This is a genomic window from Rhodococcus sp. NPDC019050 (assembly GCF_055664235.1).
Map to the genome: position 1 here is coordinate 243,481 of NZ_JBVOON010000002.1, position 23,917 is coordinate 267,397.

Sequence of the window (23,917 nt, forward strand, 5' to 3'; positions counted from 1 at the left end):
ATGGATGCGTGAGCACGGATACCAAGGAACGGCCGGATACCACCACCGACGAGACGACCGAAGACGATACTCCCAAGTTCTTCCACTACGTGAAGAAGGACAAGATCGCGGAAAGCGCGGTTATGGGGACTCAAGTCGTCGCGCTGTGCGGTGAGGTATTCCCGGTCACTCGATCGCCGAAGCCCGGTTCGCCGGTGTGCCCCGAGTGCAAGAAGGTCTACGAAGGCCTGCGCAAGGGCGAGTGAGCGTCGGGCACGGTCCCGGCAGCCGGATCCAGAGGCAGCAGATCGGCATCGTCGGCCGGGGGAGAGTGCTCTCCCCCGGCTTCTTCTGCATGTCCGGGCGTTTGTGAGGGAGGGGGTGCCGCGCCGTCCGAGCACTCCCGGTCGTGGCACTCCCGGTCGGGCTCCGTGCGCTCGTTCAGGCAAGTGATCGGGGCATCGACGTCCCGGGCGTCCGGCGGGCTGTGGCTGTCGATCGGGCACGCCTCCGGCTCCTGATCTCCCGGTCGCAGCAGGTCGGAGATCCGGATCGGGCTCGCCGTGGTGATCCGCCGCGTCAAGTTGGTGACCGCACCGAGTTCGGGCGACGGCTCTTGGTCGGCTTGCGCAGAGAGCCACTCCTTCCATTGCTCCATCCTCGTCGCCCTGGCCGGCCAGAACTCCTGGATGGTCGCGTTGAACTCTGCGCCCAGCACGACGGCGAAGCCCAGGAAGAACGTGAAGAGCAGGAACGCGATGGGCGCCGCCAGCGCGCCGTAGGTGTATCCGGTCGACGTGATGATCGTCAGGTACCAGCGGAGCCCGATACTCGCCGCGATGAAGAACGCTCCCGCGACCAGCGCACCCCCGAGCAACCGGTGCCAGGGCAGCGACTTCGGCAACGCCACCTTGTACAGCGTGGTGAGGCCGACCAGCAGCAGAAGCCCCACCCCGGGGTAGTAGAACGTGTCGACGATCGTCGACCCGAGGTTGTACCAGGAATCGGGCAGCAACCGGCCGATCATCGTCGGCCCGAGAGCGACCAACGGCAGTGTGAACACCGCGAGGATGAGGAACATCACGTAGAGCAGCAACCCGAAGATGCGCTGCCAGATCGGGTTGCGGTGGTTCTGCTGATGATGGGCTTCTACGATCGAGTCGACGAAAGTCGAGATCGCCGAAGAACCGGCCCATAACGAGAGCAGGAACCCGACCGACATCACGTCGGCGCGGCCACGGTTGAGTACGTCCTCCACCGTGGGCTGGATGATCTGGTCCACGACGCTGTCGCTGAACGCTGTTCGGGTGAACGTGACGATCTTGGACGTGATGATGTCGACGGTGTCCGGTCCGAACCATCCGCCCACGTATCCGAGGCTGCCGAGGAGTCCGAGCAGCAGCGGCGGCAACGACAGCGTCTGCCAGAAGGCCGCCGTCGCCGCCTTGCTGAAGATGGAATGGGACCACGCCATCGACAAGGTGTGCCACACGACCTGCCCACTCCGGCGTACCGCGTGCCGTGCGCGGCCGCGGGAGTTCGACGAGGCGGATCGGGTTGTGTCGTTCATCTACTTCCAGCATTCCCGACGACAAGGTGTTGTGCGTGCTGCCGGGCGGGTTGGGTGCAGGGAAAGTCTGCCACGATCCGTCCCGGGGTGATCTTCGGCGCGCGGTTCGTGGCCGGGATCGGTGCGCCGAGACGTTAGGCTTCAGGACGGTCGACGTCCGGTCGAGGCGAAAAAGTCGTGGCACCGGCGGAGGTCGATCAGAGCTATGCGGACAAGGAGCACGAGAAACCGGTGAGCATCGAAACCGTCGGACAAGCTACGACCTCCGCCCCCGGGGGACAGCTTCGCGCCTGGCAGCGTCGCGCCCTGACGAAGTACCTAGCGACCAAGCCCCGTGACTTCCTCGCGGTGGCAACCCCGGGCGCGGGTAAGACGACCTTCGCGCTGCGTGTGGCATCGGAACTGCTTCGCGACCGCACCGTCGACCAGATCACGGTTGTCGCGCCGACCGAGCACCTCAAGCACCAGTGGGCAGCGGGCGCCGCCCGCGTCGGCATCGCCCTGGACTCCAACTTCTCGAACTCGACCGGCCAGACCTCGAGCGATTTCCAGGGTGTCGTCGTGACGTACGCACAGGTGGCGTCGCACCCGTTCAAGCATCGGGTGCGCACCGAAGCGCGCCGGACTCTGGTGATCCTCGACGAGATCCACCACGGCGGTGACGCAAAAAGCTGGGGCGAAGGCATCCGGGAGGCGTTCGGCGACGCGACCCGGCGGCTCGCACTGACCGGTACGCCGTTCCGCAGTGACGACAGCGCCATTCCGTTCGTCACATACGAACCGAACGGCGACGGGCTCATGCAGTCCAAGGCCGACCATTCCTACGGCTACGCCGATGCCCTCGCGGACGGCGTGGTGCGGCCGGTGGTCTTCCTCGCGTACTCGGGTGAGGCTCGATGGCGCACCAACGCGGGGGAGGAGTTCACCGCCCGCCTCGGTGAGCCGTTGAGCGCCGAACAGACGGCAAGGGCCTGGCGCACCGCACTCGACCCGGACGGCGACTGGATCCCCGCCGTCCTGCGCGCGGCGAACACCCGGCTCGAACAACTGCGCTCCGGCGGTATGCCCGACGCGGGCGGACTGGTCATCGCGACCGATCAGACCGTTGCCCGCGCCTACGCGCGGACACTCGAAGTCCTCACCGGCGAAGCGCCGGCCGTCGTCCTGTCCGACGATCCCACCGCGTCGAAGCGGATCTCGGAGTTCAGCGCCAGCACCCAGCGCTGGATGGTCGCCGTGCGCATGGTGTCCGAAGGCGTCGACGTCCCGCGCCTCGCGGTGGGGGTGTACGCGACGAGCGCGTCCACACCGCTGTACTTCGCGCAGGCGATCGGACGGTTCGTGCGTGCACGGCGCAAAGGCGAGACCGCAAGTGTCTTCCTCCCGTCGGTTCCGGTCCTGCTCGACCTCGCCAGCCAGCTCGAGGCGCAACGCGACCACATCCTCGGCAAACCGCACCGCGTCAAGGAGGGGTTCGACGACGAACTGCTCGCCGACGCGAACCGCCGCAAGGACGAGCCCGGGGAGGACGAGAAGGCGTTCCAGTCGCTCGGCGCCGACGCCGAACTCGACCAGGTCATCTACGACGGTTCCTCGTTCGGCACTGCGACGTTCTCCGGCAGCGACGAAGAAGCCGACTATCTCGGCCTGCCCGGTCTGCTCGACGCGGACCAGATGCGGGCGCTCCTGCGGCAACGTCAGGAACAGCAACTCGACAAGCCGAAGCAGGCACCCGCGCACGAACCGCCGCCGCAGGTCGCGGAGCGGGTCGCGACCGCCGATTCCCTGGCGCAGCTACGGCGCGAGCTGAATTCCCTCGTGGCGGTGGTCCACCACCGCACGGGTAAGCCGCACGGTGTCATCCACGGGGATCTCCGCCGGCAGTGCGGGGGCCCACCCACCGCGATGGCCACCGTCGAGCAGTTGCGTGATCGGATCGCGATCCTGCGAAGCTGGTGACAAACGAGAAGCGGGGGCGCCCACAGCAGGTGGGGGCCCCCGCGGGGGCGGGGGGGGGGGGGGGGCGCCCGGCGGGTCCCACACGCGGGGGGGGGTAGGGCTCCGCGGGCCCCCCCCCCCCCCGCCCGCCCCCCCCCCCCCCCCCCCCCCCCCCCCCCCCCCCCCCCCCCCCGCTTCCGGGTCGGGTGCCGTGTGGCTCCTGACGGAGGGTCACACGGTCGCGTCGGATTCTTCCTCGCTGGCAATCGTCGCTCCGAGTTCGCGGAGACGATCGGCGTGCTCGTTGGCGTGGTGGCCACAGAACAACAACTCGCCACCGGCCGGAAGTACGGCGCGGACACGAGCGGCAGCGTTGCACCGATCGCAGCGATCTGCAGCGGTCAACTTCGGGCTGGTCAACGTACCGGGCATGACTCCTCCAAACTGGCTACCGCTGAAATCGGGTGCCTGGGGTCTGGTCCGCCGCGCCGGGGGTAGCGCGGTGGATCTACTCTGACAGACGTTTCGGGTCGATGGGTTGTTCCCCCGGGTGCCCAATGGTGGTGCGGTTCACGCATGGACCTGCGAAAAGGGCTCCGACGTGGCGCTTTGTCCCAGGTTGTGTTCGCTGACAGCGCAGCGCGCGTGAGCGAGTCCACCCGGGGTAGGGCGGCCGGGAGCGGTTGCGGTGCGCACCGAGGCGGCTACGGCGAGAATGATCCGATGACCGACACCCTCCTGCACATCTGTTCGCGCGACGAGTGGAGCCGGGCTCGCGAGGCCGGGGCAGTGCGGCCGCCATCGCTGAGCGAGACCGGATTCGTGCACCTGTCGACGCCGGGCCAGGTACATCTTCCCGCCAACCGGTTGTTCACCGGGCGGACCGACCTGGTGCTGCTGCACGTGGACCCGTTCACCCTCACCGACCCGGTGCGTTATGAGCCGGGTGTCCCCGGAGACCCGGAGTCGATGCGGTTCCCGCACCTGTACGGGCCGCTGCCGGTCGCGGCGGTCGTCGCGGTCTCCGACTATCGGCCCGGCACGGACGGTCTGTTCGCGCCCCTGTGAACGGCCCGCTCGCGGTAGTTGCCCTCGGTGAGACAGCGCAGCTCGAGAGACGAGATCGGTCACGGTGGAAAAGCTCAGTCGGTGGGAGAAATCGGGGTGGCGTCGTCCTCAGAGGTGGAGGACGCGGCGCGTAGCTGCGCCCACTGGTTCAGTCGTTCGGTGACGGCGCGTTCGTATCCGCCGGTGGTGGGTTCGTAGAACGTCTCGCGGGGCATGTCGTCGGGAAAATAGTTCGCGCCGGAGAAGCCGGTGTCCGTGTCGGGGTCGTACCGGTAGCCCTTGCCGTAGCCGAGGTTCTTCATCAGCCGTGTCGGGGCGTTGAGAATGTGCGCGGGCGGCATGAGCGAACCGGTGCGCTTCGCGGCGGCCCGCGCCGTGTCGAAGCCCCGGTACACGCCGATCGACTTCGGTGCCGTGGCGAGATACAGCACCGCCTGGGCGATCGCCAGCTCCCCTTCCGGGGAACCCAAGCGTTCGTACACATCCCATGCGGCCAGAGCCTGCTGGACTGCGTGGGGGTCGGCCATCCCGATGTCTTCGTTAGCGAATCGAGTGATGCGGCGTGCGATGAACAGCGGGTCCTCGCCGCCGTCGAGCATCCTGGCGAGCCAATAGAGCGCTGCGTCCGGGTCGGAACCGCGCATCGACTTGTGCAGGGCGGATATGAGGTTGTAGTGGCCCTCCTGCGACTTGTCGTACAGGGGTGCGCGTTTCTGCACCGCGGCCGCGAGTGCGGCTGTGTCGACAGGGGCGGGGAGGTTTCGGATCTGCTCGATCATGTTGAGCAGGTACCGGCCGTCGCCGTCGGCCATCGCGATGAGCGACCGGCGGGCGTCGTCGTCGAGCGGGAGCGGTGCGCCGAGGAGTTCCTCGGCGCGGCCGATGAGGGTGTCGAGTGCTGCCTCGTCGAGGCGTTTGAGGACGAAGACCTGGCAGCGGGACAGGAGTGCGCCGTTGAGTTCGAAGCTGGGGTTCTCCGTGGTCGCGCCCACGAGGATGACGGTGCCGTCTTCGACGTAGGGCAGGAACGAATCCTGCTGGGCGCGGTTGAACCGGTGGATCTCGTCCACGAACAGCAGGGTCCCCCGCCCGATGTCCCGTCGCTGCTTCGCCGCCAGGAAGACCTTCCGGAGGTCGGCGACCCCCGAGAACGTCGCCGACAGCGGTTCGAACACGAGATCGGTCTGCTCGGCGAGGAGCCGGGCGATGGTCGTCTTCCCGCATCCGGGTGGTCCCCACAGCACCATCGACACCAGCCGGCGCTCGTCGATCATGTGCCCGATCGGGGCATCGGCTGCCAGGAGGTGGTCTTGGCCGACGACCTCGGTGAGGGTGCGCGGCCGCAACCGGTCGGCCAACGGCCGAGAAGTGTCGTCCGGTTCGAAGAGCGACGATTGCCCGCTCATCACGGATGCTCTCTCGTGGTGTGGTCGCCGGCGAGCTCATAGGAGTCGAGCACGAGCTTCTCGACCAGCTCGGCCGTGATGCCGGGGCCGGGTCCGATCGAGATCCAGTGGTGCTTGTCGAGGTAGTGCCCCGTCGTGATGGTGTCGTGCGTGCGGCGCAGCGCGTCACCGCGGTGCGGGTCGGCTTTCACGGTGATGATCTGCAGGTCGGCGTCGTCCTCGGTGACGATGAGGAACACCTTCTTCCCGACCTTCCACACGTCCAGATACGGCGTGAACGGACGCCCGTGAGTGACGTCCTCCAGCGACGCCGCCGTATCGCGGGCGATCTGCTGCAGGCGTGACCCCGTGAGCGTCACCGGGTGTCCTGCCCGAAGGTTTCTCTCACGCCCTGCCTCACTCTCCGGACGGATCAACCATTGCGCGTACTGCGCACTGATGTACGCATTAGGGTACCTACCAGTAGTCCGCACCATCGGCACCACGAGCCCCATCCTCGACGAGATCAGCCTCTACATGCTCGACCGGGTCCTCCCGGCCGGAACCGCGCTCACCGTCAACGCACACGAAGGTGCATCACCATGCCTGACACCATGCGCGCAATCCGCCTGACCGCCCCGTCGACACCGACGGGCTCACCGTCAGCGAGGTCCCCGTCCCCGAGGTCCGAACGGGATGGGTGCGTATCCGCGTTAGGGCGTTCGGGGTCAACGAGTCCGAGGTCACCAGCCGCAAGGGCGAATCCAGCCCCGACTTCACTTTCCCCAGGATTTTGGGCATCGAAGCCGTGGGCGTCGTCGATGCCGTCGGCGACGGCGTCGACCTGGCTCCCGGGCAGAAGGTCGCCACCATGATGGGCGGCCTCGGCCGAAGTATCGACGGCAGCTACGCCGAATACACCCTCGTCGACGCGGCGAACGTGATCCCGTTCGACACCGACCTGGGATGGGACGTCGTCGGCGCACTCCCGGAGATGCTGCAAACCGCGCACGGCTCGATCACCACCGGGCTGGGGTTGAAGTCCGGCCGGACCGTGCTCATCCACGGCGGAACGTCCACCGTGGGGCTGACGGCCGTCGCGATCGCGCACCACCTCGGCGCCACGGTCATCGCCACGACCCGGAACCCTTCCAGGGCCGAGCTCCTCACCCGTGTCGGCGCCGACCACGCCCTCGTGGACGACGACACCCTCCCGGACGCGATCCGCGCGATCGCACCGGAGGGAATCGACGCAGCACTCGAGTTCGTGAGCGCCACCTCACTGCCGGATGTGCTCTCCCCCACCCGCGCCGGCGGCACCGTCTGCTTCGTCGGCGCGCTCAGCGGCGCCTGGACCATCCCCGACTTCGACCCGTTCACCATCCACAACGGAGTGCGCCTCACCAGCTATGCCGGTGAAGCCAGCGACCTCCCCGCCGAGGCGCTGGACCAGTACCTGCGCGCCATCGAAGCCGGCACCATGAACGTCGTCGTCGCCGAAGCCTACGGAGGGCTCGAGAAGGTCGCCGACGCACACCGCAACGTGGAGTCCCGTCACCAGCCCGGAAAGTACGTCATCGTCCTCCCCGAGGCATGAGGCAGCGCCGGGTCACGGGAGGGAGCATGTCCCCGAGCGTAGATACAACTGTGTCCCGACCCGCCGTCACGGCAGGTCGGGGCACGGTTGTCGGGAACTGCTAGTCGAGGTAGTCGCGCAGTACCTGCGAGCGCGACGGGTGCCGCAGCTTCGACATGGTCTTCGACTCGATCTGGCGGATGCGCTCACGGGTCACGCCGTAGACCTGACCGATCTCGTCGAGCGTGCGCGGTTGGCCGTCGGTGAGGCCGAAGCGCAGCCGAACGACGCCCGCCTCGCGCTCGGAGAGCGTCTCGAGGACGGACTGGAGCTGGTCCTGCAGCAGCGTGAACGACACGGCATCCACCGCGACGACAGCTTCGGAGTCCTCGATGAAGTCGCCGAGCTGGCTGTCGCCTTCGTCGCCGATCGTCTGGTCGAGCGAAATGGGTTCACGCGCGTACTGCTGGATCTCCAGCACCTTCTCGGGCGTGATGTCCATTTCCTTCGCCAACTCTTCCGGGGTGGGCTCGCGCCCGAGATCCTGGAGCAGTTCGCGCTGGATGCGACCGAGCTTGTTGATGACCTCGACCATGTGCACCGGGATGCGGATCGTGCGGGCCTGGTCGGCCATCGCACGCGTGATCGCCTGCCGGATCCACCACGTGGCGTAGGTGGAGAACTTGTAGCCCTTGGTGTAGTCGAACTTCTCGACGGCGCGGATGAGACCGAGGTTGCCTTCCTGGATCAAGTCCAGGAACGCCATTCCGCGGCCGGTGTAGCGCTTGGCAAGCGAGACCACGAGTCGAAGGTTCGCTTCGAGCAGGTGGTTCTTGGCGCGGTTGCCGTCGCGGCAGATCCAGTTCATATCGCGACGTTGCGCCACGGGCAGCTTCTCGCCCTTCTCGGCGAGTTGCTGCAGACGGTAGACCGCGTAGAGACCCGCCTCGATGCGCTTGGCGAGCTCGACTTCTTCCTCGGCGTTGAGCAGGGCAACCTTGCCGATCTGCTTCAGGTACGCACGAACCGAGTCCGCGGAGGCGGTGAGCTCGGCATCCTTGCGGGCCTGACGCAGCGCCTCGGACTCTTCTTCGTCCCAGACGAAGTCGCCCGACGCCTTGTCCTTCTCGGTCGGCTCTTCCTCTTCCACCACCACGACATCCTCGGTGGTGGCGAGTTCGCCTTCGTTGATCTCGAGGTCGGCGAGATCGGCTACGTTGGCGGCGTCGAATTCTTCCTCGCCCGCCGCTCCGGTGGCCTTCTTGGCCGCGGTCTTCTTGGCGGGAGCCTTCTTTGCAGCCTTCTTGGCGGGAGCCTTCTTTGCTGCGGCTTTCTTGGCGGGAGCCTTTTTCGCTGCGGCCTTCTTCGCTGGGGGCTTGGTGCTCGGCGCGGTGTCCTCAGCGTCTGGGGCGGCGCCGGAGGCGCCTGCAACTGGTGCGGATTCGTTCTTTGAATCAGCGGTGTGGATGTCGGTGGCTGCCACGTACGCCCTTTCGTGACGAGGTAGTGCGGCGTCGCGCCAGAGGTGTTCCGGCGGAGAGGTCTGTCGGGATCAGGCCGGTTCCGGCCGGCTGAGGACCATTGTAACGATTCCGCCCGGAGAGGATGAGCGCGACTCAGGGAGTTACGCCGGTTTTTGCTGCATATGCCGCTCCGACGATCCCCGCACCGTTGCGCAGTTCGGCCGGCACGACGGGAGTTCTGTTCGTCAACAGCGGGATCCACTTGTGATGTTTGCGGCTGATCCCGCCGCCCGCGATGAACAGGTCGGGCCACAACAGCGCCTCGTAGTGCTCGAGAACTCCGGAGACTCGTTTGGCCCACTGCTTGTACGACAGGCCGAGCTTGTCCTTCACCGACGACGCGGCGATGTGCTCCGCTTCGTGCCCGTCGATCTCCATGTGGCCGAACTCGGTGTTGGGAAGCAGGACGCCGTTGTGCAGCACGGCGGAACCGATGCCCGTGCCGAAAGTGAGGAGGATGATCACTCCGTCGGTGTCCTTCGCGGCGCCGTAGCGGTCCTCCGCGATCCCGGCGGCGTCGGCGTCGTTGAGCACGGAGATTTCCTGCCGGCCGAGTGCCTCGGTGAACAAGCCGATCGCGTCGGTGTCGATCCACGACGAGTCGATGTTCGCGGCCGTGCGGACGGTGCCACCCATGAGAACCGACGGCAGGGTGACTCCCACCGGGCCGGACCAGTCGGCCTGCTCCACGATCTGGGCGACCGTCTCGGCAACCGACTCCGGCGTCGACGGCTGGGGAGTGGGGATCTTGATCCGCTCACCGACGAATTGCCCGGTGTCGAGATCCACCACCGCACCCTTGATGCCACTGCCACCGACGTCGACCCCGAACCCCAGGTTCGACGACTGCACCGAATCCAACGAACCCGACGGGGTGTCCTGGGTCATCGCGTATTCCTCTCGTTCGCATCGTCCGTCCGGGCGGAACCCGAACTGCGCGCCTGTCGCAACGATAGTGTGGCCCGCCGCGGCCCGGGGCGGTGAACCGGTTTAGGGGTAGCTCGCCGCGCGCGACGCGCCGTGCACTGGTGCGGTGGGAGCGGGTGTGTTCGGATGATCAGATGCCTGTCGAGCGAAGCTTCACGGAACAGCAACTGTCCGCCCTGCGCGAGGTGGCCGTCACCGTCGCCCGCGAAGCCGCCACGCATGTCCGAGCCCGGCGGGGTGAACTCTTCGGTCCTCCGGGGTCGGATGACGGAGATTCGGTTCGCACGAAATCGACGCACACCGATCCCGTGACCGTGGCGGACACCGAGAGTGAAGAACTGATCCGCGCCCGCCTGCGGGATCTGCGGCCCGGGGACGCGTTCCTCGGGGAGGAGAGCGGGGGCAGCGAGGTCGCGGGCACGGGGGAGACCGGGGTGCGCTGGGTCGTCGATCCCATCGACGGCACCGTCAATTTCGTCTACGGGATCCCCGCGTCGGCGGTCTCGGTCGCCGCGCAGGTGGACGGTCGATCGGTGGCGGGGGCGGTGGTCGACATCGCGTCCGGCGACACCTATTCGGCAGCCGAAGGTCTGGGCGCCACCCTCGAGGACGCACACGGCCAGGTCACGGCGCTGCGCTGCAACCCGGTGACGGACCTGCGTCTGTCGCTCGTGGCGACGGGATTCTCGTACTCGCCGGAGTGGCGCGGCCGTCAGGGTGCGATCGTGGCGGGGCTGCTGCCACAGGTCCGTGACATCCGGCGGATCGGCGCGGCCGCACTCGACCTCTGCATGGTGGCCGCCGGTCGCGTCGACGCCCACTACGAGCACGGACTCAATCCGTGGGACTGGGCCGCGGGTGCGCTCGTCGCGGCGGAGGCCGGGGCGGCGCTTCGGCTACCCCTGGGCTTCGGCGACGCCGGCGAGGTCACCGTCGCGGCTGCGCCCGGAATCGCAGTTGCATTCGACGAGTTGCTCACGGAATTAGGCGCAAATCACAACATGCCGAATTGAGTAATCCGCCCGAATCACCCAAATGTCAGTTGCCGCGGTCACGTGAATTGTGACCGTCGTCCCCATTTGCACCCGAAGTGAAAAAGTAATCAGCAGCGCGCATTGCGGGCAGCGGTGAGAAGGTCGATGTCGAGCGGCGCGGGACCCTCGCCCGTCGGGACCTCACGCAAGGTCCGCAGGACCTCTTCGGCGTCGGCGGAGGGGGAGAGGTCCTTGAAGTACGTGCCGAGCGCGAAGTCGACGGTGTCGTCCTCCCGCGTGTCCTGGATCAGCTCGGCGCACGGAGCGAGAAGCCACACCGAGCCGGCGGCGGCCTTGCCGGACTCGCCGAACCGGATCTGCCCCTGGCACTGCATGTTCTGATCCAGGTAGACGGGGTCGTTGCCGGCCTGCACGTCCGGTGCGCTCGCGAACCCGTAATCGCTCAACTGGGCGGCCACGTGCGTCGCTTGACCACGTTCGCCGTTGGCGTTGAAGACGCGCACGCGGGTGGATCCCAGGGGTGCGGGCTCGATGTCGAGCAGTGTCGAGCGATCCACGACGTCACCGAGGGGTGCAGGCCGCGCGCCGTCCGGGCCGGACACGTCGAGCGACGGAGGATTGCAGGCGACCGTGGTGGTCACGGGTTCGACCGAGCTGAACACCGTGCTCCAGACGGCGATCGTCGCGACTGCGAGAACGGCCGCGGCGATCGCTGCCGGTACCGTCCGGCGACGGCGGAACGGCCGGCCGCGCTTGTCGGTAGCGGTGCCTTGGGTGATCAGGGAAACCACGCCGCCCTGCCTCTCGTGTTCGTACCGGTGATGGTGCGCACTCACTCTAGAGGGCGAGTGCTCGAGCCGGTGCCGGGCTCCGGAGGTGTCCCTGTTCGGCGTCCGGGAATGTCCCGGGTTTCTGTGGTGTTGGTGACAATTACTCGACAATTGCCGCCCGGCTGCGAAATTGATTGCATATTTCCACGCGGCGTCGGCTATTGTTCGGCGGCCCGTGTCGTAGAAGTGGATACGAGCGGGTTGGGATTACACGTATTCGGGTAGGTCCGGGATCCGGAACTTATCCAGGGAACTTCATCACACCGTCGAGCGTTGCCTTGGCCGGGAGCATCATCCGTGCTTCTGCTGAGCGCCCGCACGAAGATTAGAAGGTAAGAGGACATGGCGACTGACTACGACGCACCGCGGCGGACCGAAAGTGACGAGGTGTCGGAGGATTCACTCGAGGAACTGAAGGCGCGGCGTAACGAAGCGCAGTCCGCTGTGGTGGACGTCGACGAATCGGACACCGCCGAGTCTTTCGAGTTGCCCGGTGCCGATCTGTCCGGCGAAGAGCTGTCGGTGCGCGTCGTGCCCAAGCAGGCCGACGAGTTCACGTGCTCGAGCTGCTTCCTGGTGCATCACCGCAGCAGACTGGCAACCGAGGAGAACGGCGTAATGATCTGCCGCGACTGCGCGGCCTGACATCCCCCTGCGACCGCGCGACATGACAGTGCCGCGTGGTCGCCCCATATGACGGCACCGGGTGGTTGCGGCGATGATTGCCGCACTCACCCGGACGTCCTCGTATCGTTCCCGGTCTACTTCTGCGGGGTCACGTCGCACCCGAGCGCAGCGAGCAGCTCGGCGGGACGCCGGGTACTGATCAACCAGTAGGGCGTCGGATCGTCGGGATCGTCCAGAACGACCAGGGCCATGGTCTTCACCCAGGGGCGGTGCTGCACGAACGCTGCCGGGTCGAGCTGACGCCCCATCGCCGCACTCTTCGCCGACGCCGGAACCACCACACCCCGCGAGATCACATCCACCGGCAGGTGCGCGCGCCCCACGACCAGTTCGCCGTCGACAACCTCCACCTTGCTGCGGGACAGCCAGATCAGTGCCCAGATCGGGAAGGGCAGCAGAAGGACGTAGGGCAGCCACGCGTAGAGGCCCGGCGCGCCCATGTGCAGCTCGGCCGCGAGCAGGCCGGCGATGCCGAGCCCGATGGGCCACCACCACCACGGCACCCACATCTGTTCGGAGAAGGTCGGGGCGCCGGTGGTCCGGCTGGGGGTCGCTCCGGAGCGAGAGGATCGAGACACAGGCCCAGGATAGTCGCCGTCCATCCGCGGCTTCGCGCCCGCAGCGGCGGCGCGCGATCCGCGGAGTAACCTCGGTCCCCGTGACCGATCTTCCGCGCATCCCGCTGCGTCGTCTCGACCCCGGGATCCCCGTGCCCACCCGCGCTCACCCCGGTGACGCGGGTGTCGACCTCTGCACGACCGTCGACCTGACCCTCGAACCAGGGCAGCGAGCTCTGGTCGGAACCGGTATCTCCGTTGCTCTGCCCGTCGGTACGGTCGGGCTCATCCATCCGAGATCGGGACTGGCTGCGAAGTTCGGCCTGTCGGTGGTGAACACTCCTGGGACCGTCGATGCCGGATACCGTGGAGAGATCAAGGTCTGCTTGATCAACCACGACACCGAAAGCGCAGTCGAACTGCGTCGAGGTGACCGGATCGCCCAGTTGCTGGTCCAGCGCGTCGAACTGGTCGACTTCGTGGAGGTCGACGAACTCGACGACACCGCGCGCGGAAGCGGCGGGTACGGGTCGAGTGGCGGACACGCGGGTCTCGTGAAGGAAGGTTCCTGACATGTTCGGACGTCGCAAGAAGCGTGGATCGGACGATGCCGCTCACGGCGAACAGTCCTATTCCGACGACAGCAGCTACCACGACGGTGCCTACGACGACGCACCCTACGACGAGGGCACCTATCACGAGGCCGGATACGACGAGTCCGGTTACGACGACTACGCGACCGGCCCCGCCGGCGACGCCGGCCCGTTCGACATCACCGAGATCGACGAAGAGAGCATCACCGGTTCTCGCCTCGACCTCGGATCCGTACTCGTGCCCCTCCCGCAGGGAAGCCAGATCCAGGTCGAGATGGCGCAGAACGGCGCGCCGCAGAATGTTCATCTGGTGACGCAGTACGGGCGGATCACCGTCTCCGCCTACGCCGCGCCGAAGTCGCCGGGGCAGTGGCGTGAAGTCGCCGCAGAACTGTCCGAGACGCTCCGGAACGACAACGCGACGGTGAGCATGGAGTCCGGGCCCTGGGGCCGGGAACTGCACGGCACGACGCCGAACGCCGATCTCCGATTCATCGGCGTGGACGGGCCGCGCTGGATGATCCGGTGTGTCGTCGCCGGTCCGACCGGCAATGCCGGCGCGGACTCGGAACTGGTGGCGATTGCGCGTGCGGTCGTCGCCGGCACCGTGGTGCGTCGCGGAACCGAGCCCTACCCGGTGCGCGCGCCCTTGCCGGTCGTTCTGCCGGAAACGCTCGCGAACCAGCTCGCGGCAGCAGCGCAGCAACAGGCGGCGCAGCAGCAGGCCGCGCAGCAGCAGGCCGGGGCGCGACAGCAACAGCCCCCGCAGCAGGCACAGGCTCCTCGGCAGGGCCGGCCCCCGCAGCAGGGTGTACCTCAGCCACGACAGGGTGGAGGGCCCGCGCCGCAGCCGCCTGCGGGGGCGTACCCGCCGCCGGTCGCCCGGCAGCCGCAGCCTCCGCGTCGCGGCGAGTCGGGTTCCGCCATGCAGCAGCTGGGCTTCTAGCCCGTGGCGCCGGTCCGGTCCTCTTCGGGGCGCGGACCGGCGCACGCTTCGTCGAGCGCCGCCAGGCACGATCCGCCCAGTCCGGTCGGATCGGCACCGATATCGGCCAGGCTCAGGGTCGCCAGTGCCGCCCGCGGGATCTCGCGCGCCCACTGCCGACCCGTTTCCAGCGGATGTACGGCGTCGTCCACCGCAGCCGCGACACCGACCGGCACCTGTAGCGCGCGAAGGCCGTCGACATCGAGGGCGTGCACACCCGCCGCTTCTTCGAGTGCGGACGGAAGGTCCGGCCACTGCGCTTTCCACGACCGGGTCAGTTCTGTGGCGAGCCACGCCGGGCTCGACGCCGCCATCGCGGCGGTCACAGCTTCCAGTCCGTGCGTACGCAACTCCGACGCGGTCCATCGCGCGCTCGCCGCAGCGGGCGCGGACCGCGGATCGCCGGTCCACGCGGGCAGGGCGGCCAGCACACCCACGGCGAGGTCCGGATGATTCGCCGCCCATTCCAGCGCGACTGCCGCGCCGATCGATACCCCGCCGACCAGTACCGGGCCACGGCGCGCCGCGGCGTCCATGGCGCGGACATAGCTGTCCACCACGCCTCGCGGGTCGGGCTCGACCGCGACGATGTCGATTCCCCGGGAGCGAAGTGGCTCACGGAACACCCGGTCGACGAAGTGCGCGTCGGAGCCCGTTCCGGGCAGAACGACGGCAACGCGGACGGTGCTGGAATCGACGGTGAGAGGCTCGGTGCGGGACATGTCACAATCCTGCCGAATGCCTGGAAACGGGCCGTCACCCGGTGTGCTTGTGCTTGCCCGGAATCGGTCTACAGTTGCGATCGAACGACAATTTCGGGCATTCACATGTGCCCACCGTGTACAGGAGCGCGCCATGCCACCCGCCGCGGCCGGTTACCTACGCCGGCTCACTCGTCGGTTGACCGAGGACCTCGAAGAACTCGACGCCGAGGAGATGGCCGAGTCGTCACATTCGACCGGTGCAGTTCCCGTCGTCCAGTGCACCCGCGGTCAGGAAGTCACCATGTTCGGCCGGCTCCGCAGCGTGGAGTCGTGCTCGAAGGCCGCCGCTCCGACAGTGCAGGCGGAGTTCTTCGACGGAACCGATTCCCTCCTGCTCGTCTGGATCGGACGCCGGCGTATCCCCGGTATCGAAACCGGTAAGACCCTGCTGGTACGCGGCCGCGTGGGCGAACGCGACGGCCGGCGCGTGATCTACAACCCGTACTACGAATTGCGCGGCCCCGCCTGACGATGCGGCATCCGGGCGCGGCGGTCGAGGTGTCGCCACCGGTCCGCACCGGGTACGTCCCCGCGAATGTGGCACTCTCGTAGGAGTGAGCGACATCAAGCAGCAGACGATGCTGGAGCAACTCGGTGGCATCAGCGGGTTGGTGTATTCGACGCTGCCGGTACTGGTGTTCGTGCCCGCCAACAGCTGGTGGGGATTGACGGTCGCCATCTGGACTGCGCTGGCCGTCGCCTGCGGCGTGCTGGTGTGGCGACTGATTCGGGGAACCCCGATCCAGCCCGCGATCTCGGGTTTCATCGGTGTCGCGGTGTGCGCTTTCATCGCGTACCGCACCGGTGACGCCAAGGGCTACTTCCTCTTCGGAATCTACGCGAGCCTCGTGTACGGCGGGGCGTTCGTCGTCTCCGTGCTCGTCCGCAGGCCACTCGTGGGTGTCATCTGGGGCATGCTCAACGGGCAGGGTTCCCGGTGGCGCACCCACAAGGACGCCGTTCGCGCGTACGACATCGCGACCGTCGCCTGGGCGCTGGTGTTCCTGGCGCGCTATCTGGTGCAGAACCACCTCTACGACGCCGACGAAACCGGATGGCTGGCCGTCGCCCGCATCGGAATGGGCTGGCCGCTCACCGGACTCGTACTGCTGGTGACCCTGTGGGCGGTGCGCAAGGCCGACCGCCTCGTCGAACCGGCCCCCGAACCCGCTCCTGAACCCGCGGCAGGTCCCCGTCATGCGCTCCCCGAGGATCGCCGCGACACGAAGCCTCCGTTCGACCGCGACGCGTAACCGTCCGCCGGATCGGCCGGCTACAACGCGCGCTGCTCCGCCGCGGTCAGCGACGGATCACGCGAGCTGTCCTTGAGCGTGACTCCCGAGGCACCGAGCCTCCGGGCGCCGTCCACGAGGGCAGCGACCACCCGCGCGGCCTGCTCACAGCTCATCCCGTGCGGCGGATGGATGTTCGACACGCAGTTGCGTTCGGAGTCTCGTCGGCCGGGCTCGGGGTGATGCGTCAGGTAGACACCGACACTGTCGGCAACCGAGAGTCCGGGACGTTCCCCGATGAGCACGAGCATCGTCGTCACGCCCAATTGCGCACCGATGTGATCGCCGAGTGCGACCCGCGCCTGGGTCGCGATCACCGGCGGCGCGAAGGTCAGGCAGGGAAGCGCCCGGACGATCGCGGCGGCGAGTTCGGGCCCGTGGGCGAGGGTCGCCGTGGACGACAATCCGTCGCACAGAGCGATTCCGATGTCGGCGCCGCTGTGCGGCAGCGCCGTACCTTCCTCCGGCCGGCGCCCCAGGTCGGGACGGCGGAGGTAGACGGCTCGATTCTCCGCCGCGCTGCGGACGGTCAGCGGGTCACCGAATGCGCGTCCGTCCTGCGCGCCTCCGAGGTCGAGGGCCCGCAACCGTTCCACGAGGGACGCCACGTCGAGCGGGGTATGGACGGCGTCTCGTGCCACAGCGTGTGCGGCGACGAACTCCAGGTGCCGCTGCGTGGGCAAGCCGTTTCCTGCCCGCCCCAGCCCGATCCGGGCCCGGGTGTGGCGTCGTAGTTCGTCCCACACGTCGGTCACAACGCACCTCCGAGTGCTCGCAGGGGCGACGCCGCCACATCGACCGGCAGGATGCGACCGGATTCGTCGGCCATCCCTTGCCCGCGGAGCCAGTCCTCGAATTCCGGACTCGGACGCAGGCCGAGCACCTCCCGCACGTACAGCGCGTCGTGGAACGAGAGCGACTGGTAACCGAGCATGACGTCGTCGGCCCCCGGCACAGTGATGACGAAAGCGGTTCCGGCGACACCCAGCAGCGTGAGCAGAGTGTCCATGTCGTCCTGGTCGGCCTCGGCGTGATTGGTGTAGCAGACATCGACGCCCATCGGCAGGCCGAGCAGTTTTCCGCAGAACTGGTCCTCGAGACCTGCCCTGATGATCTGCTTGCCGTCGTACAGGTACTCGGGCCCGATGAATCCGACGACGGTGTTCACCAGCAGGGGGTTCAGGTCTCGCGCTACCGCGTACGCGCGGGCTTCCAACGTCTGCTGATCGACCGGGCGTCCGCCGGTGCCCAGGTGCGTGCCGGAGGAGAGCGCCGAGCCCTGTCCCGTTTCCAGATACATGACGTTCTCACCGACGGTGCCCCGGCCCAGCGCCCGCGCCGCCTCGTTGCCCTGCCGCAAAAGCGCGAGATCCACCCCGAAACCGCGGTTGGCGCCCTCGGTGCCCGCGACGGACTGGAACACCAGATCGACGGGCGCGCCCTGCTCGATCAGGTCGAGGGTCGTCGTGACATGGGTCAGCACACACGACTGGACCGGAATCGAGAACCGCTGACGGATGTCGTCGAGGAGGTGGAGCAGGTCGGCGACCGCGTGCGGGGAGTCGCTTGCGGGATTGCTCCCGACCACCGCGTCGCCGCAGCCCATCAGCAGGCCGTCGAGTACCGCCGCCGCGACACCGTGCGGATCGTCGAGCGGGTGGTTCGGTTGCAACCGCGTCGACAATCGTCCCGGCAGGCCGACGGTCGTGCGGAAGGCGCTGGTCACGTTCGCGGCGCGCGAGACGGCGATCAGATCCTGGTTGCGCATGATCTTGGTCACGGCGGCGACCATCTCGGGGGTGAGCCCGGACGCGAGCGATCCGAGCACCGACGCGGAATCGGGCCGGGAGGCGACGGCGAGCAAGTGGTCACGGAGGTCGCCGACCGTCAGGTGCGCGACGGGGGAGAACGCCTCGGCGTCGTGCGTGTCGACGATCAGACGGGTGACCTCGTCCGTTTCGTAGGGGACGAGTGCGTCGGTGAGGAAGGTGGTCAGCGGCACCTCCGCGAGCGACCACTGGGCCGCCGCGCGTTCGGCGTCGGACTGTGCGGCGCACCCGGCGAGTTCGTCACCCGATCGTCGCGGGGACGCTTTGGCCAGCAGATCCACGAGACCGTGGAACTCGTGCGCGGCACCGGCGATCTGCTGCCGATACACGGTCATGGCTCGGTCACCTCCGGGTCTCCAGCCACGCCGCCCGGCGTCCTGGTCGGCACAGCGTAACGGCGTGGCCCGGCAGGCGCCGGTCGTGACGGGGAGGGCCCCGGTCTGCTCCGGCTACGCCGAGGGCGAGGGGAGAGGGCGGCTAGAGGCCGACGGCCGCGCGCAACGCGTCCTCGACTTCCAGCGATGCGACGAACAACAGTTCGTCGCCACCTTCGAGGGGATCGTCGGGTTGCGGGACGATCACCCGCTCACCCCGCAGGATCGTCACCAGCGCGGCGTCGCGCGGCAACTGCAGTTTGCGGACGGGCTTACCTGCAAGTGCGGTGGTGTCGGGAAGCGTGATCTCGACGAGGTTCGCACCCTTGCGCAGCGTCATCAACCGGACCAGATCGCCCACGGTGACGGCTTCCTCGACGAGCGCCGCGAGCATGCGCGGAGTGGACACCGCGACATCGACGCCCCAGGACTCGTCGAAGAGCCATTCGTTGCGGGGATCGTTGACCCGGGCCACGACACGTGGCACACCGAACTCGGTGGTGGCGAGCAGACTCAGGACGAGGTTGACCTTGTCGTCGCCGGTGGCGGCGATCACGACGTCGTAGTTCTCCAGACCGGCCGCTTCCAGCAGGCTGAGCTCGCAGGCATCGGCGTGGACCCACTTGGCTTCCGGCACGGCGGCGGGCTCGACATGGTCGAGTTTGCGCTCGAGCAGCATGACCTCGTGGTTGTTGCGCACGAGTTCACGGGCGATGGATCGCCCGACTGCTCCCGCGCCGGCGATGGCCACCTTCATCGACGGTTCCTCTCGGTTGACGGGGTCATGATGCTCAGTTGTCCTCCGGTGGAGGGCTTTCGGCCAGCGCGATCGCCTCGGCGGCAGAACCGGACACAGCGGCGATGTAGACCAGATCGTCGGCCTGGATGACGGTTCTGCGGTCCGGAAGCAGACCCGTTCCGAACCTGATGAGGAACGCGACGCGGGAACCGGTCGCCTCCTCGAGTTCGGTGACGCGCCGTCCCACCCAGTCCTCGTGGACGTCGACACCGGCCACGGCCACCGAACCCGTCGGATCGCGCCAGCGTGCGGTCTCGCTGTCGTGGGTGAGCGCGTGCAGGAACCGGTCCGTGGTCCACGGCACGGTCGCAACCGTGGGGATGCCGAGGCGTTCGTAGGCAGCGGCGCGCTTAGCGTCGTAGATCCGCGCGACCACCCGTTCCACGCCGAAGGTCTCGCGGGCGACCCGGGCCGAGATGATGTTCGAGTTGTCGCCCGACGACACGGCGGCGAACGCGTCGGCCCGTTCGATGCAGGCCCTGACCAGTACGTCACGGTCGAATCCCATCCCGACCACCGTGTGGCCCGGAAAATCCGGGCCGAGTCGCAGGAATGCGCTCGGATCGCGGTCGACGACCGCGACCTCGTTGCCGAGTCGCGCGAGCGCGGTGGCCACGGACGAACCCACCCGGCCACACCCCATCACCACCACGTACACGGGGACACTCCGTTTCTTCGGTCGTCGAGCGAGGCGGCCACGGTTCGCGGTCGCCGAACGGAAACCGTACCGCTCGGCGGTCGGGTGTGAGGTCGGACAGGACGGAACCGCGCGTGGTGTGTGCAATCGGACAGCGGCGTCCGATGCGGCGCTCCACCTGGCGGACGGCTTACGCTTTGCGGGTGTCCAAGCTTTCGACCGCCACGAAACGGCTCCTGCTGGGTCGCCCGTTCCGCAGCGACAGCCTCGGGCACGATCAGTTGCCCAAGCGGATAGCTCTCCCCGTGTTCGCGTCCGACGCGTTGTCGTCGGTGGCGTACGCCCCGGAGGAGATCTTCCTCGTCCTGTCCATCGCCGGACTGTCCGCCTACGCGTTCTCGCCGTGGATCGGGCTTGCGGTGGCGGTGGTCCTCGTGATCGTCGTCGCGAGCTACCGGCAGAATGTGCGCTCCTACCCGTCGGGGGGTGGCGATTACGAGATCGCGACGAAGAACCTCGGCGCCACGGCGGGTCTGACGGTCGGCAGCGCCCTCATGGTCGACTACGTGCTGACCGTCGCGGTGTCGTTGTCGTCGGCCGCCGCGAACATCGGGTCTGCGGTGCCTTTCGTTGCCGCGCACAAGGTGCTGTTCGCCATCGCGGCGATCGCCGTGCTCGCCGCGGTGAATCTGCGGGGCCTACGGGAGGCCGGCAAGGCGATCGCGTTCCCGACCTACGCCTTCGTGGGCGCCATGATGGTGATGCTCGTCTGGGGAGTGGTGCAGATCGTCGTGCTGGGCGAGGATCTGCGGGCCGAGTCGGCGGAGTTCGAGTTGGTCGCCGAACAGACCGACCTCACCGCGATCGCGTTCATCTTCCTTCTGGCGCGGGCGTTCTCGTCCGGCTGTGCAGCCTTGACGGGCGTCGAGGCGATCAGCACCGGGGTACCGGCGTTCCGGAAGCCCCGGGCCCGCAACGCCGCAACGACTCTGTTCCTGGTCGGCGCGATCGCCGTCACCCTCTTCCTCGGAGTGGTGTTCATGGCTCAGCGGCTCGGCGTGGTGGTCGCCGAGAACCCGGCGACGCAGCTTCGTGGTGCACCGGAGGGGTACGAGCAGAAGACACTGGTCGCTCAGCTCGCCCAGACCATCTTCAGCGACCTTCCGGTCGCCTTCTTCCTCATGGCGGTCGTGACCGCGGTGATCCTCGTGTTCGCCGCCAACACCGCGTTCAACGGCTTCCCGGTGCTCGCTTCGGTGCTCGCCCAGAATCGCTACCTGCCGCGCCAGCTGCACACCCGCGGCGACCGTCTCGCGTTCAGCAACGGAATCCTGTTCCTCTCGGGTCTCGCCATCATTTTCGTGTGGCTCTTCGACGCCGAGGTGACCAAGCTCATCCAGCTCTACATCGTCGGCGTCTTCGTGGCGTTCAGTCTCGGTCAGGCGGGGATGGTGCGGCACTGGACGCGGCTCCTCGCCACCGAGACCGACCCGGCGGCCAGGGGCCGCATGCAGCGGTCCCGGCTCATCAACGGGATCGGGTACGTGGCGACCACGGCCGTGCTCCTGGTCGTGCTCGTCACCAAGTTCACCGCCGGCGCGTGGATCGCCGTCGTGACGATGGTGGCGATCTTCGGTGTGATGAAGGCGATACGACGCCATTACGACGCCATCGCGGCCGAACTCGAAGGCGCGGAGTGGGAAGGGGTCCTCCCGAGCCGGACGCACTCGATCGTGCTCGTATCGAAGCTCCACCTGCCCACATTGCGCGCGCTGGCGTACGCGCGGGCGACCCGGCCGGACACCCTCGAGGCCATCACCGTGAACGTGGACGAGGAAGACACCCGCAAACTCGTCCGCGAATGGGAACGCAGCGACCTCACCGTGCCGTTGAAGGTCGTCGAGTCGCCGTATCGTGAGATCACCAGGCCCGTTCTCGACTATGTGAAGCGGGTCCGGCGTGACTCCCCGCGCGACGTGGTGACGGTGTTCATCCCGGAGTACGTGGTGGGGCATTGGTGGGAGCAGATCCTGCACAACCAGAGTGCGTTGCGCCTCAAGAGTCGTCTCCTCTTCCAGCCCGGGGTGATGGTCACGAGCGTGCCGTGGCAGCTGCGTTCGTCGGCGACGGTGGCGCGAGAACGGATCGATTCGGCGCCCGGAGCGGTGCGCCGGGGTCTCGACAAGGAGGAACAGCAGTGAGTCGGCAGGAACAGCAGGGCACGCGCACGGATTGGTCCGGACGCCGGGTAGAGGTGATCCTGGGCAATCCCGCACACGGCGGGTTCTGCGTCGCCCGGTCCGAGGGCCGGGTGATCTTCGTGCGCCACGGCCTTCCCGGTGAGCGAGTGTTCGCGCTGGTCACCGAGGACCGCGGCGGTTCGTTCTGTTTCGCCGACGCGGTGGAGATCCTCGAGGCCTCGGAGGATCGCGTCGACCCGACCTGTCCCGTGTCGGGTCCGGGCGGTGCCGGTTGCTGCGACATGTCCCACGCGTCCGTGCCGGCTCAACGACGCATCGCAGGTGCGGTGGTGAGCGAGCAGCTCCGCCGGCTCGGCGGCATCGAGCGCGACATCGCCGTGGAGGAGATTCCGGGCGGGGCGCCCGACGGCACGCTGTGGCGGACTCGCGTCCGGCTCGCGGTGGACGCCGCCGGCAACCCCGGTTACCGGCGCTACCACAGCAACGAGGTGATCCCCGAGCTCGCGTGCCCCCAGATCGACGCCGCGGCCTATCGCGGGCTGACCGACCGGGTGTGGCGTCCCGGGGCGGACCTTCAGGTGGTGCTCGACGCGAACGGCGATCGGCACATCGTGGAGATCGCGCCTCCCGCGATTTCGAACATCGGGCGTAAGAGCCCGGGTCGACGCGGCGCGTCCGCACGACGCGCCGCCACGAGCGCGCCGCGGGCGGAAAAGGTGGTCGAGGGTTCGGGGCGTCCGATCGAACGTGTCGGTGACCGTGAATGGGCCGTCGCGGCAACGAATTTCTGGCAGGCCCATCGCGGCGCGCCGACGACCTACTCCGAGGTGGTTGCCCAGTGGGCTCAGGCATCCGAGGGCAGCACCGTCTGGGATCTGTACGGCGGAGCCGGTGTTTTCGCGGCGGCGCTCGCGGGCCAGGTGGGCAGCCGGGGGAGTGTGGTGTCGGTCGAGTCGTCGCGCACCGCGGTGGAGGACGGGGCTGCGGCACTCTCGGACGTGGACCAGATTTCGTTCCGTCAGGGCCGCGTGGAGCGCGTGGTCGGTGACCTGCCTGCTCCGGAGGTCGTCGTTCTGGATCCGCCGCGCGCCGGTGCCGGTAAGGACGTGGTGGCTGCGATCGCCGAGGCGGGACCCCGCCGGGTCGTGCATCTCGGGTGCGACCCCGCCTCGTTCGGCCGGGACGTGGGCCTGTACCGGGCCCAGGGATACGAACTGACCGACCTTCGCGCTTTCGCTGCGTTTCCGTCGACTCATCACGTGGAGTGCCTGGCGTTGTTCACTCGCTGAACGGGAACGGACGAACCTCCGGGAACGAGCTTGTGAGGTTCGTCCGTTTCGCGAAGTATTTGGTTACAGCAAGCAACTATCTGCTATAGTTGCATGTTGTAATCAACTAATTCGTCTTC

Annotated in this window: 26 protein-coding genes; 13 read left to right on the top strand and 13 right to left on the bottom strand. The window is 67.8% G+C overall.

Going from position 1 to position 23,917, the window contains the following annotated elements; genetic code table 11:
- Window positions 1-8: 8 nt before the first annotated feature.
- Window positions 9-245 carry a DUF3039 domain-containing protein gene (locus tag AC0B44_RS03725; protein WP_471901577.1) on the top strand — a complete coding sequence of 79 codons (237 nt, stop codon included), beginning with the start codon at window positions 9-11 and terminating at the stop codon, window positions 243-245.
- Here the strand turns inward: AC0B44_RS03725 and AC0B44_RS03730 are convergent.
- Complete coding sequence (locus tag AC0B44_RS03730; protein WP_471901578.1) at window positions 218-1,549, bottom strand: YihY/virulence factor BrkB family protein; 1,332 nt, start codon at window positions 1,547-1,549, stop codon at window positions 218-220. The genes AC0B44_RS03725 and AC0B44_RS03730 overlap by 28 nt on opposite strands.
- A 231-nt stretch (window positions 1,550-1,780) precedes the next feature.
- On the opposite strand from AC0B44_RS03730, the gene AC0B44_RS03735 reads away from it, so the two are divergent.
- Window positions 1,781-3,508 (top strand): DEAD/DEAH box helicase, encoded by a 1,728-nt coding sequence (locus AC0B44_RS03735; protein ID WP_471901579.1) that lies wholly within the window; start codon window positions 1,781-1,783, stop codon window positions 3,506-3,508.
- A gap of 210 nt (window positions 3,509-3,718) precedes the next feature.
- Here AC0B44_RS03735 and AC0B44_RS03740 read toward each other — a convergent pair whose 3' ends face one another.
- Complete coding sequence (locus tag AC0B44_RS03740) at window positions 3,719-3,919, bottom strand: DUF7455 domain-containing protein (protein ID WP_471901580.1); 201 nt, start codon at window positions 3,917-3,919, stop codon at window positions 3,719-3,721.
- Window positions 3,920-4,210: 291 nt separating this feature from the next.
- On the opposite strand from AC0B44_RS03740, the gene AC0B44_RS03745 reads away from it, so the two are divergent.
- Window positions 4,211-4,555 carry a DUF952 domain-containing protein gene (locus AC0B44_RS03745; protein ID WP_471901581.1) on the top strand — a complete coding sequence of 115 codons (345 nt, stop codon included), beginning with the start codon at window positions 4,211-4,213 and terminating at the stop codon, window positions 4,553-4,555.
- A 74-nt stretch (window positions 4,556-4,629) separates the two neighbouring features.
- Here the strand turns inward: AC0B44_RS03745 and AC0B44_RS03750 are convergent, their stop codons facing one another.
- The gene (locus tag AC0B44_RS03750) at window positions 4,630-5,961 is read right to left on the bottom strand and encodes a replication-associated recombination protein A (protein WP_471901582.1); all 1,332 of its coding nucleotides are present in this window, start codon (window positions 5,959-5,961) and stop codon (window positions 4,630-4,632) included.
- The gene (locus AC0B44_RS03755) at window positions 5,961-6,320 is read right to left on the bottom strand and encodes an MmcQ/YjbR family DNA-binding protein (RefSeq protein WP_471901583.1); all 360 of its coding nucleotides are present in this window, start codon (window positions 6,318-6,320) and stop codon (window positions 5,961-5,963) included. The genes AC0B44_RS03750 and AC0B44_RS03755 overlap by 1 nt, the downstream gene beginning before the upstream one ends.
- Before the next feature lie 79 nt (window positions 6,321-6,399).
- Between AC0B44_RS03755 and AC0B44_RS03760 the strand changes: the two genes are divergently transcribed.
- Window positions 6,400-6,573 carry a hypothetical protein gene (locus tag AC0B44_RS03760; protein ID WP_471901584.1) on the top strand — a complete coding sequence of 58 codons (174 nt, stop codon included), beginning with the start codon at window positions 6,400-6,402 and terminating at the stop codon, window positions 6,571-6,573.
- A 67-nt stretch (window positions 6,574-6,640) separates the two neighbouring features.
- Window positions 6,641-7,537 (top strand): zinc-binding dehydrogenase, encoded by an 897-nt coding sequence (locus AC0B44_RS03765; protein WP_471901585.1) that lies wholly within the window; start codon window positions 6,641-6,643, stop codon window positions 7,535-7,537.
- Between the two features lie 100 nt (window positions 7,538-7,637).
- Here the strand turns inward: AC0B44_RS03765 and AC0B44_RS03770 are convergent, their stop codons facing one another.
- Both AC0B44_RS03770 and ppgK read right to left on the bottom strand, forming a co-directional pair.
- Window positions 7,638-8,999 (bottom strand): RNA polymerase sigma factor, encoded by a 1,362-nt coding sequence (locus AC0B44_RS03770; protein ID WP_471901586.1) that lies wholly within the window; start codon window positions 8,997-8,999, stop codon window positions 7,638-7,640.
- 133 nt (window positions 9,000-9,132) lie between these two features.
- The gene (gene ppgK, locus AC0B44_RS03775) at window positions 9,133-9,927 is read right to left on the bottom strand and encodes a polyphosphate--glucose phosphotransferase (RefSeq protein WP_471901587.1); all 795 of its coding nucleotides are present in this window, start codon (window positions 9,925-9,927) and stop codon (window positions 9,133-9,135) included.
- A gap of 173 nt (window positions 9,928-10,100) precedes the next feature.
- Between ppgK and AC0B44_RS03780 the strand changes: the two genes are divergently transcribed.
- Window positions 10,101-10,979: an inositol monophosphatase family protein gene (locus AC0B44_RS03780; protein ID WP_471901588.1), complete on the top strand. Its 879-nt coding sequence runs from the start codon at window positions 10,101-10,103 to the stop codon at window positions 10,977-10,979.
- A gap of 89 nt (window positions 10,980-11,068) precedes the next feature.
- Here AC0B44_RS03780 and cei read toward each other — a convergent pair whose 3' ends face one another.
- Window positions 11,069-11,752 (bottom strand): envelope integrity protein Cei, encoded by a 684-nt coding sequence (gene cei, locus AC0B44_RS03785; protein ID WP_471901589.1) that lies wholly within the window; start codon window positions 11,750-11,752, stop codon window positions 11,069-11,071.
- A gap of 381 nt (window positions 11,753-12,133) precedes the next feature.
- Between cei and AC0B44_RS03790 the strand changes: the two genes are divergently transcribed.
- Window positions 12,134-12,436, top strand: a complete 303-nt coding sequence (locus AC0B44_RS03790; protein ID WP_072698476.1) for a DUF4193 domain-containing protein — start codon at window positions 12,134-12,136, stop codon at window positions 12,434-12,436.
- A gap of 116 nt (window positions 12,437-12,552) precedes the next feature.
- Here AC0B44_RS03790 and AC0B44_RS03795 read toward each other — a convergent pair whose 3' ends face one another.
- Entirely contained in the window at window positions 12,553-12,987 is a 435-nt protein-coding gene (locus tag AC0B44_RS03795; RefSeq protein ID WP_471901744.1) for a DUF3093 domain-containing protein, read from the bottom strand.
- Between the two features lie 149 nt (window positions 12,988-13,136).
- On the opposite strand from AC0B44_RS03795, the gene dut reads away from it, so the two are divergent.
- A complete protein-coding gene (gene dut, locus AC0B44_RS03800; protein WP_471901590.1) occupies window positions 13,137-13,607 on the top strand; it encodes a dUTP diphosphatase in 471 nt (156 codons plus the stop codon).
- 1 nt (window position 13,608) lies between these two features.
- The gene (locus AC0B44_RS03805) at window positions 13,609-14,574 is read left to right on the top strand and encodes a DUF3710 domain-containing protein (RefSeq protein WP_471901591.1); all 966 of its coding nucleotides are present in this window, start codon (window positions 13,609-13,611) and stop codon (window positions 14,572-14,574) included.
- Here AC0B44_RS03805 and AC0B44_RS03810 read toward each other — a convergent pair.
- Window positions 14,571-15,335 carry an alpha/beta fold hydrolase gene (locus tag AC0B44_RS03810; protein ID WP_471901592.1) on the bottom strand — a complete coding sequence of 255 codons (765 nt, stop codon included), beginning with the start codon at window positions 15,333-15,335 and terminating at the stop codon, window positions 14,571-14,573. The genes AC0B44_RS03805 and AC0B44_RS03810 overlap by 4 nt on opposite strands.
- Before the next feature lie 133 nt (window positions 15,336-15,468).
- On the opposite strand from AC0B44_RS03810, the gene AC0B44_RS03815 reads away from it, so the two are divergent.
- A complete protein-coding gene (locus tag AC0B44_RS03815; protein WP_471901593.1) occupies window positions 15,469-15,846 on the top strand; it encodes an OB-fold nucleic acid binding domain-containing protein in 378 nt (125 codons plus the stop codon).
- Between the two features lie 85 nt (window positions 15,847-15,931).
- Window positions 15,932-16,630 carry a DUF3159 domain-containing protein gene (locus tag AC0B44_RS03820; protein ID WP_471901594.1) on the top strand — a complete coding sequence of 233 codons (699 nt, stop codon included), beginning with the start codon at window positions 15,932-15,934 and terminating at the stop codon, window positions 16,628-16,630.
- A gap of 20 nt (window positions 16,631-16,650) precedes the next feature.
- On the opposite strand, the gene eutC is transcribed toward AC0B44_RS03820, so the two are convergent.
- From eutC to AC0B44_RS03840, 4 genes are all read right to left on the bottom strand, one after another.
- Window positions 16,651-17,424: an ethanolamine ammonia-lyase subunit EutC gene (gene eutC, locus AC0B44_RS03825; RefSeq protein ID WP_471901595.1), complete on the bottom strand. Its 774-nt coding sequence runs from the start codon at window positions 17,422-17,424 to the stop codon at window positions 16,651-16,653.
- Window positions 17,421-18,833 carry an ethanolamine ammonia-lyase subunit EutB gene (locus AC0B44_RS03830; protein ID WP_471901596.1) on the bottom strand — a complete coding sequence of 471 codons (1,413 nt, stop codon included), beginning with the start codon at window positions 18,831-18,833 and terminating at the stop codon, window positions 17,421-17,423. Before AC0B44_RS03830 ends, eutC begins: the two co-directional genes overlap by 4 nt.
- Before the next feature lie 142 nt (window positions 18,834-18,975).
- Complete coding sequence (locus AC0B44_RS03835; protein WP_471901597.1) at window positions 18,976-19,629, bottom strand: potassium channel family protein; 654 nt, start codon at window positions 19,627-19,629, stop codon at window positions 18,976-18,978.
- A gap of 34 nt (window positions 19,630-19,663) precedes the next feature.
- Complete coding sequence (locus tag AC0B44_RS03840) at window positions 19,664-20,329, bottom strand: potassium channel family protein (RefSeq protein WP_471901598.1); 666 nt, start codon at window positions 20,327-20,329, stop codon at window positions 19,664-19,666.
- A 182-nt stretch (window positions 20,330-20,511) separates the two neighbouring features.
- Between AC0B44_RS03840 and AC0B44_RS03845 the strand changes: the two genes are divergently transcribed.
- Together AC0B44_RS03845 and AC0B44_RS03850 are read left to right on the top strand one after the other, a co-directional pair.
- Window positions 20,512-22,509, top strand: a complete 1,998-nt coding sequence (locus tag AC0B44_RS03845; protein ID WP_471901599.1) for an APC family permease — start codon at window positions 20,512-20,514, stop codon at window positions 22,507-22,509.
- The gene (locus AC0B44_RS03850) at window positions 22,506-23,798 is read left to right on the top strand and encodes a class I SAM-dependent RNA methyltransferase (RefSeq protein WP_471901600.1); all 1,293 of its coding nucleotides are present in this window, start codon (window positions 22,506-22,508) and stop codon (window positions 23,796-23,798) included. The genes AC0B44_RS03845 and AC0B44_RS03850 overlap by 4 nt, the downstream gene beginning before the upstream one ends.
- Window positions 23,799-23,917: the final 119 nt, after the last annotated feature.

Coding starts and splice junctions, on each gene's coding strand:
- AC0B44_RS03790 (WP_072698476.1), top strand. CDS start 12,134: ATGGCGACTGACTACGACGCACCGCGGCGGACCGAAAGTGACGAGGTG.
- AC0B44_RS03815 (WP_471901593.1), top strand. CDS start 15,469: ATGCCACCCGCCGCGGCCGGTTACCTACGCCGGCTCACTCGTCGGTTG.
- AC0B44_RS03745 (WP_471901581.1), top strand. CDS start 4,211: ATGACCGACACCCTCCTGCACATCTGTTCGCGCGACGAGTGGAGCCGG.
- ppgK (WP_471901587.1), bottom strand. CDS start 9,927: ATGACCCAGGACACCCCGTCGGGTTCGTTGGATTCGGTGCAGTCGTCG.
- AC0B44_RS03835 (WP_471901597.1), bottom strand. CDS start 19,629: ATGAAGGTGGCCATCGCCGGCGCGGGAGCAGTCGGGCGATCCATCGCC.
- AC0B44_RS03740 (WP_471901580.1), bottom strand. CDS start 3,919: ATGCCCGGTACGTTGACCAGCCCGAAGTTGACCGCTGCAGATCGCTGC.
- AC0B44_RS03795 (WP_471901744.1), bottom strand. CDS start 12,987: ATGTGGGTGCCGTGGTGGTGGTGGCCCATCGGGCTCGGCATCGCCGGC.
- AC0B44_RS03830 (WP_471901596.1), bottom strand. CDS start 18,833: ATGACCGTGTATCGGCAGCAGATCGCCGGTGCCGCGCACGAGTTCCAC.
- AC0B44_RS03810 (WP_471901592.1), bottom strand. CDS start 15,335: ATGTCCCGCACCGAGCCTCTCACCGTCGATTCCAGCACCGTCCGCGTT.
- AC0B44_RS03750 (WP_471901582.1), bottom strand. CDS start 5,961: ATGAGCGGGCAATCGTCGCTCTTCGAACCGGACGACACTTCTCGGCCG.
- AC0B44_RS03805 (WP_471901591.1), top strand. CDS start 13,609: ATGTTCGGACGTCGCAAGAAGCGTGGATCGGACGATGCCGCTCACGGC.
- AC0B44_RS03760 (WP_471901584.1), top strand. CDS start 6,400: ATGTACGCATTAGGGTACCTACCAGTAGTCCGCACCATCGGCACCACG.
- AC0B44_RS03780 (WP_471901588.1), top strand. CDS start 10,101: ATGCCTGTCGAGCGAAGCTTCACGGAACAGCAACTGTCCGCCCTGCGC.
- AC0B44_RS03730 (WP_471901578.1), bottom strand. CDS start 1,549: ATGAACGACACAACCCGATCCGCCTCGTCGAACTCCCGCGGCCGCGCA.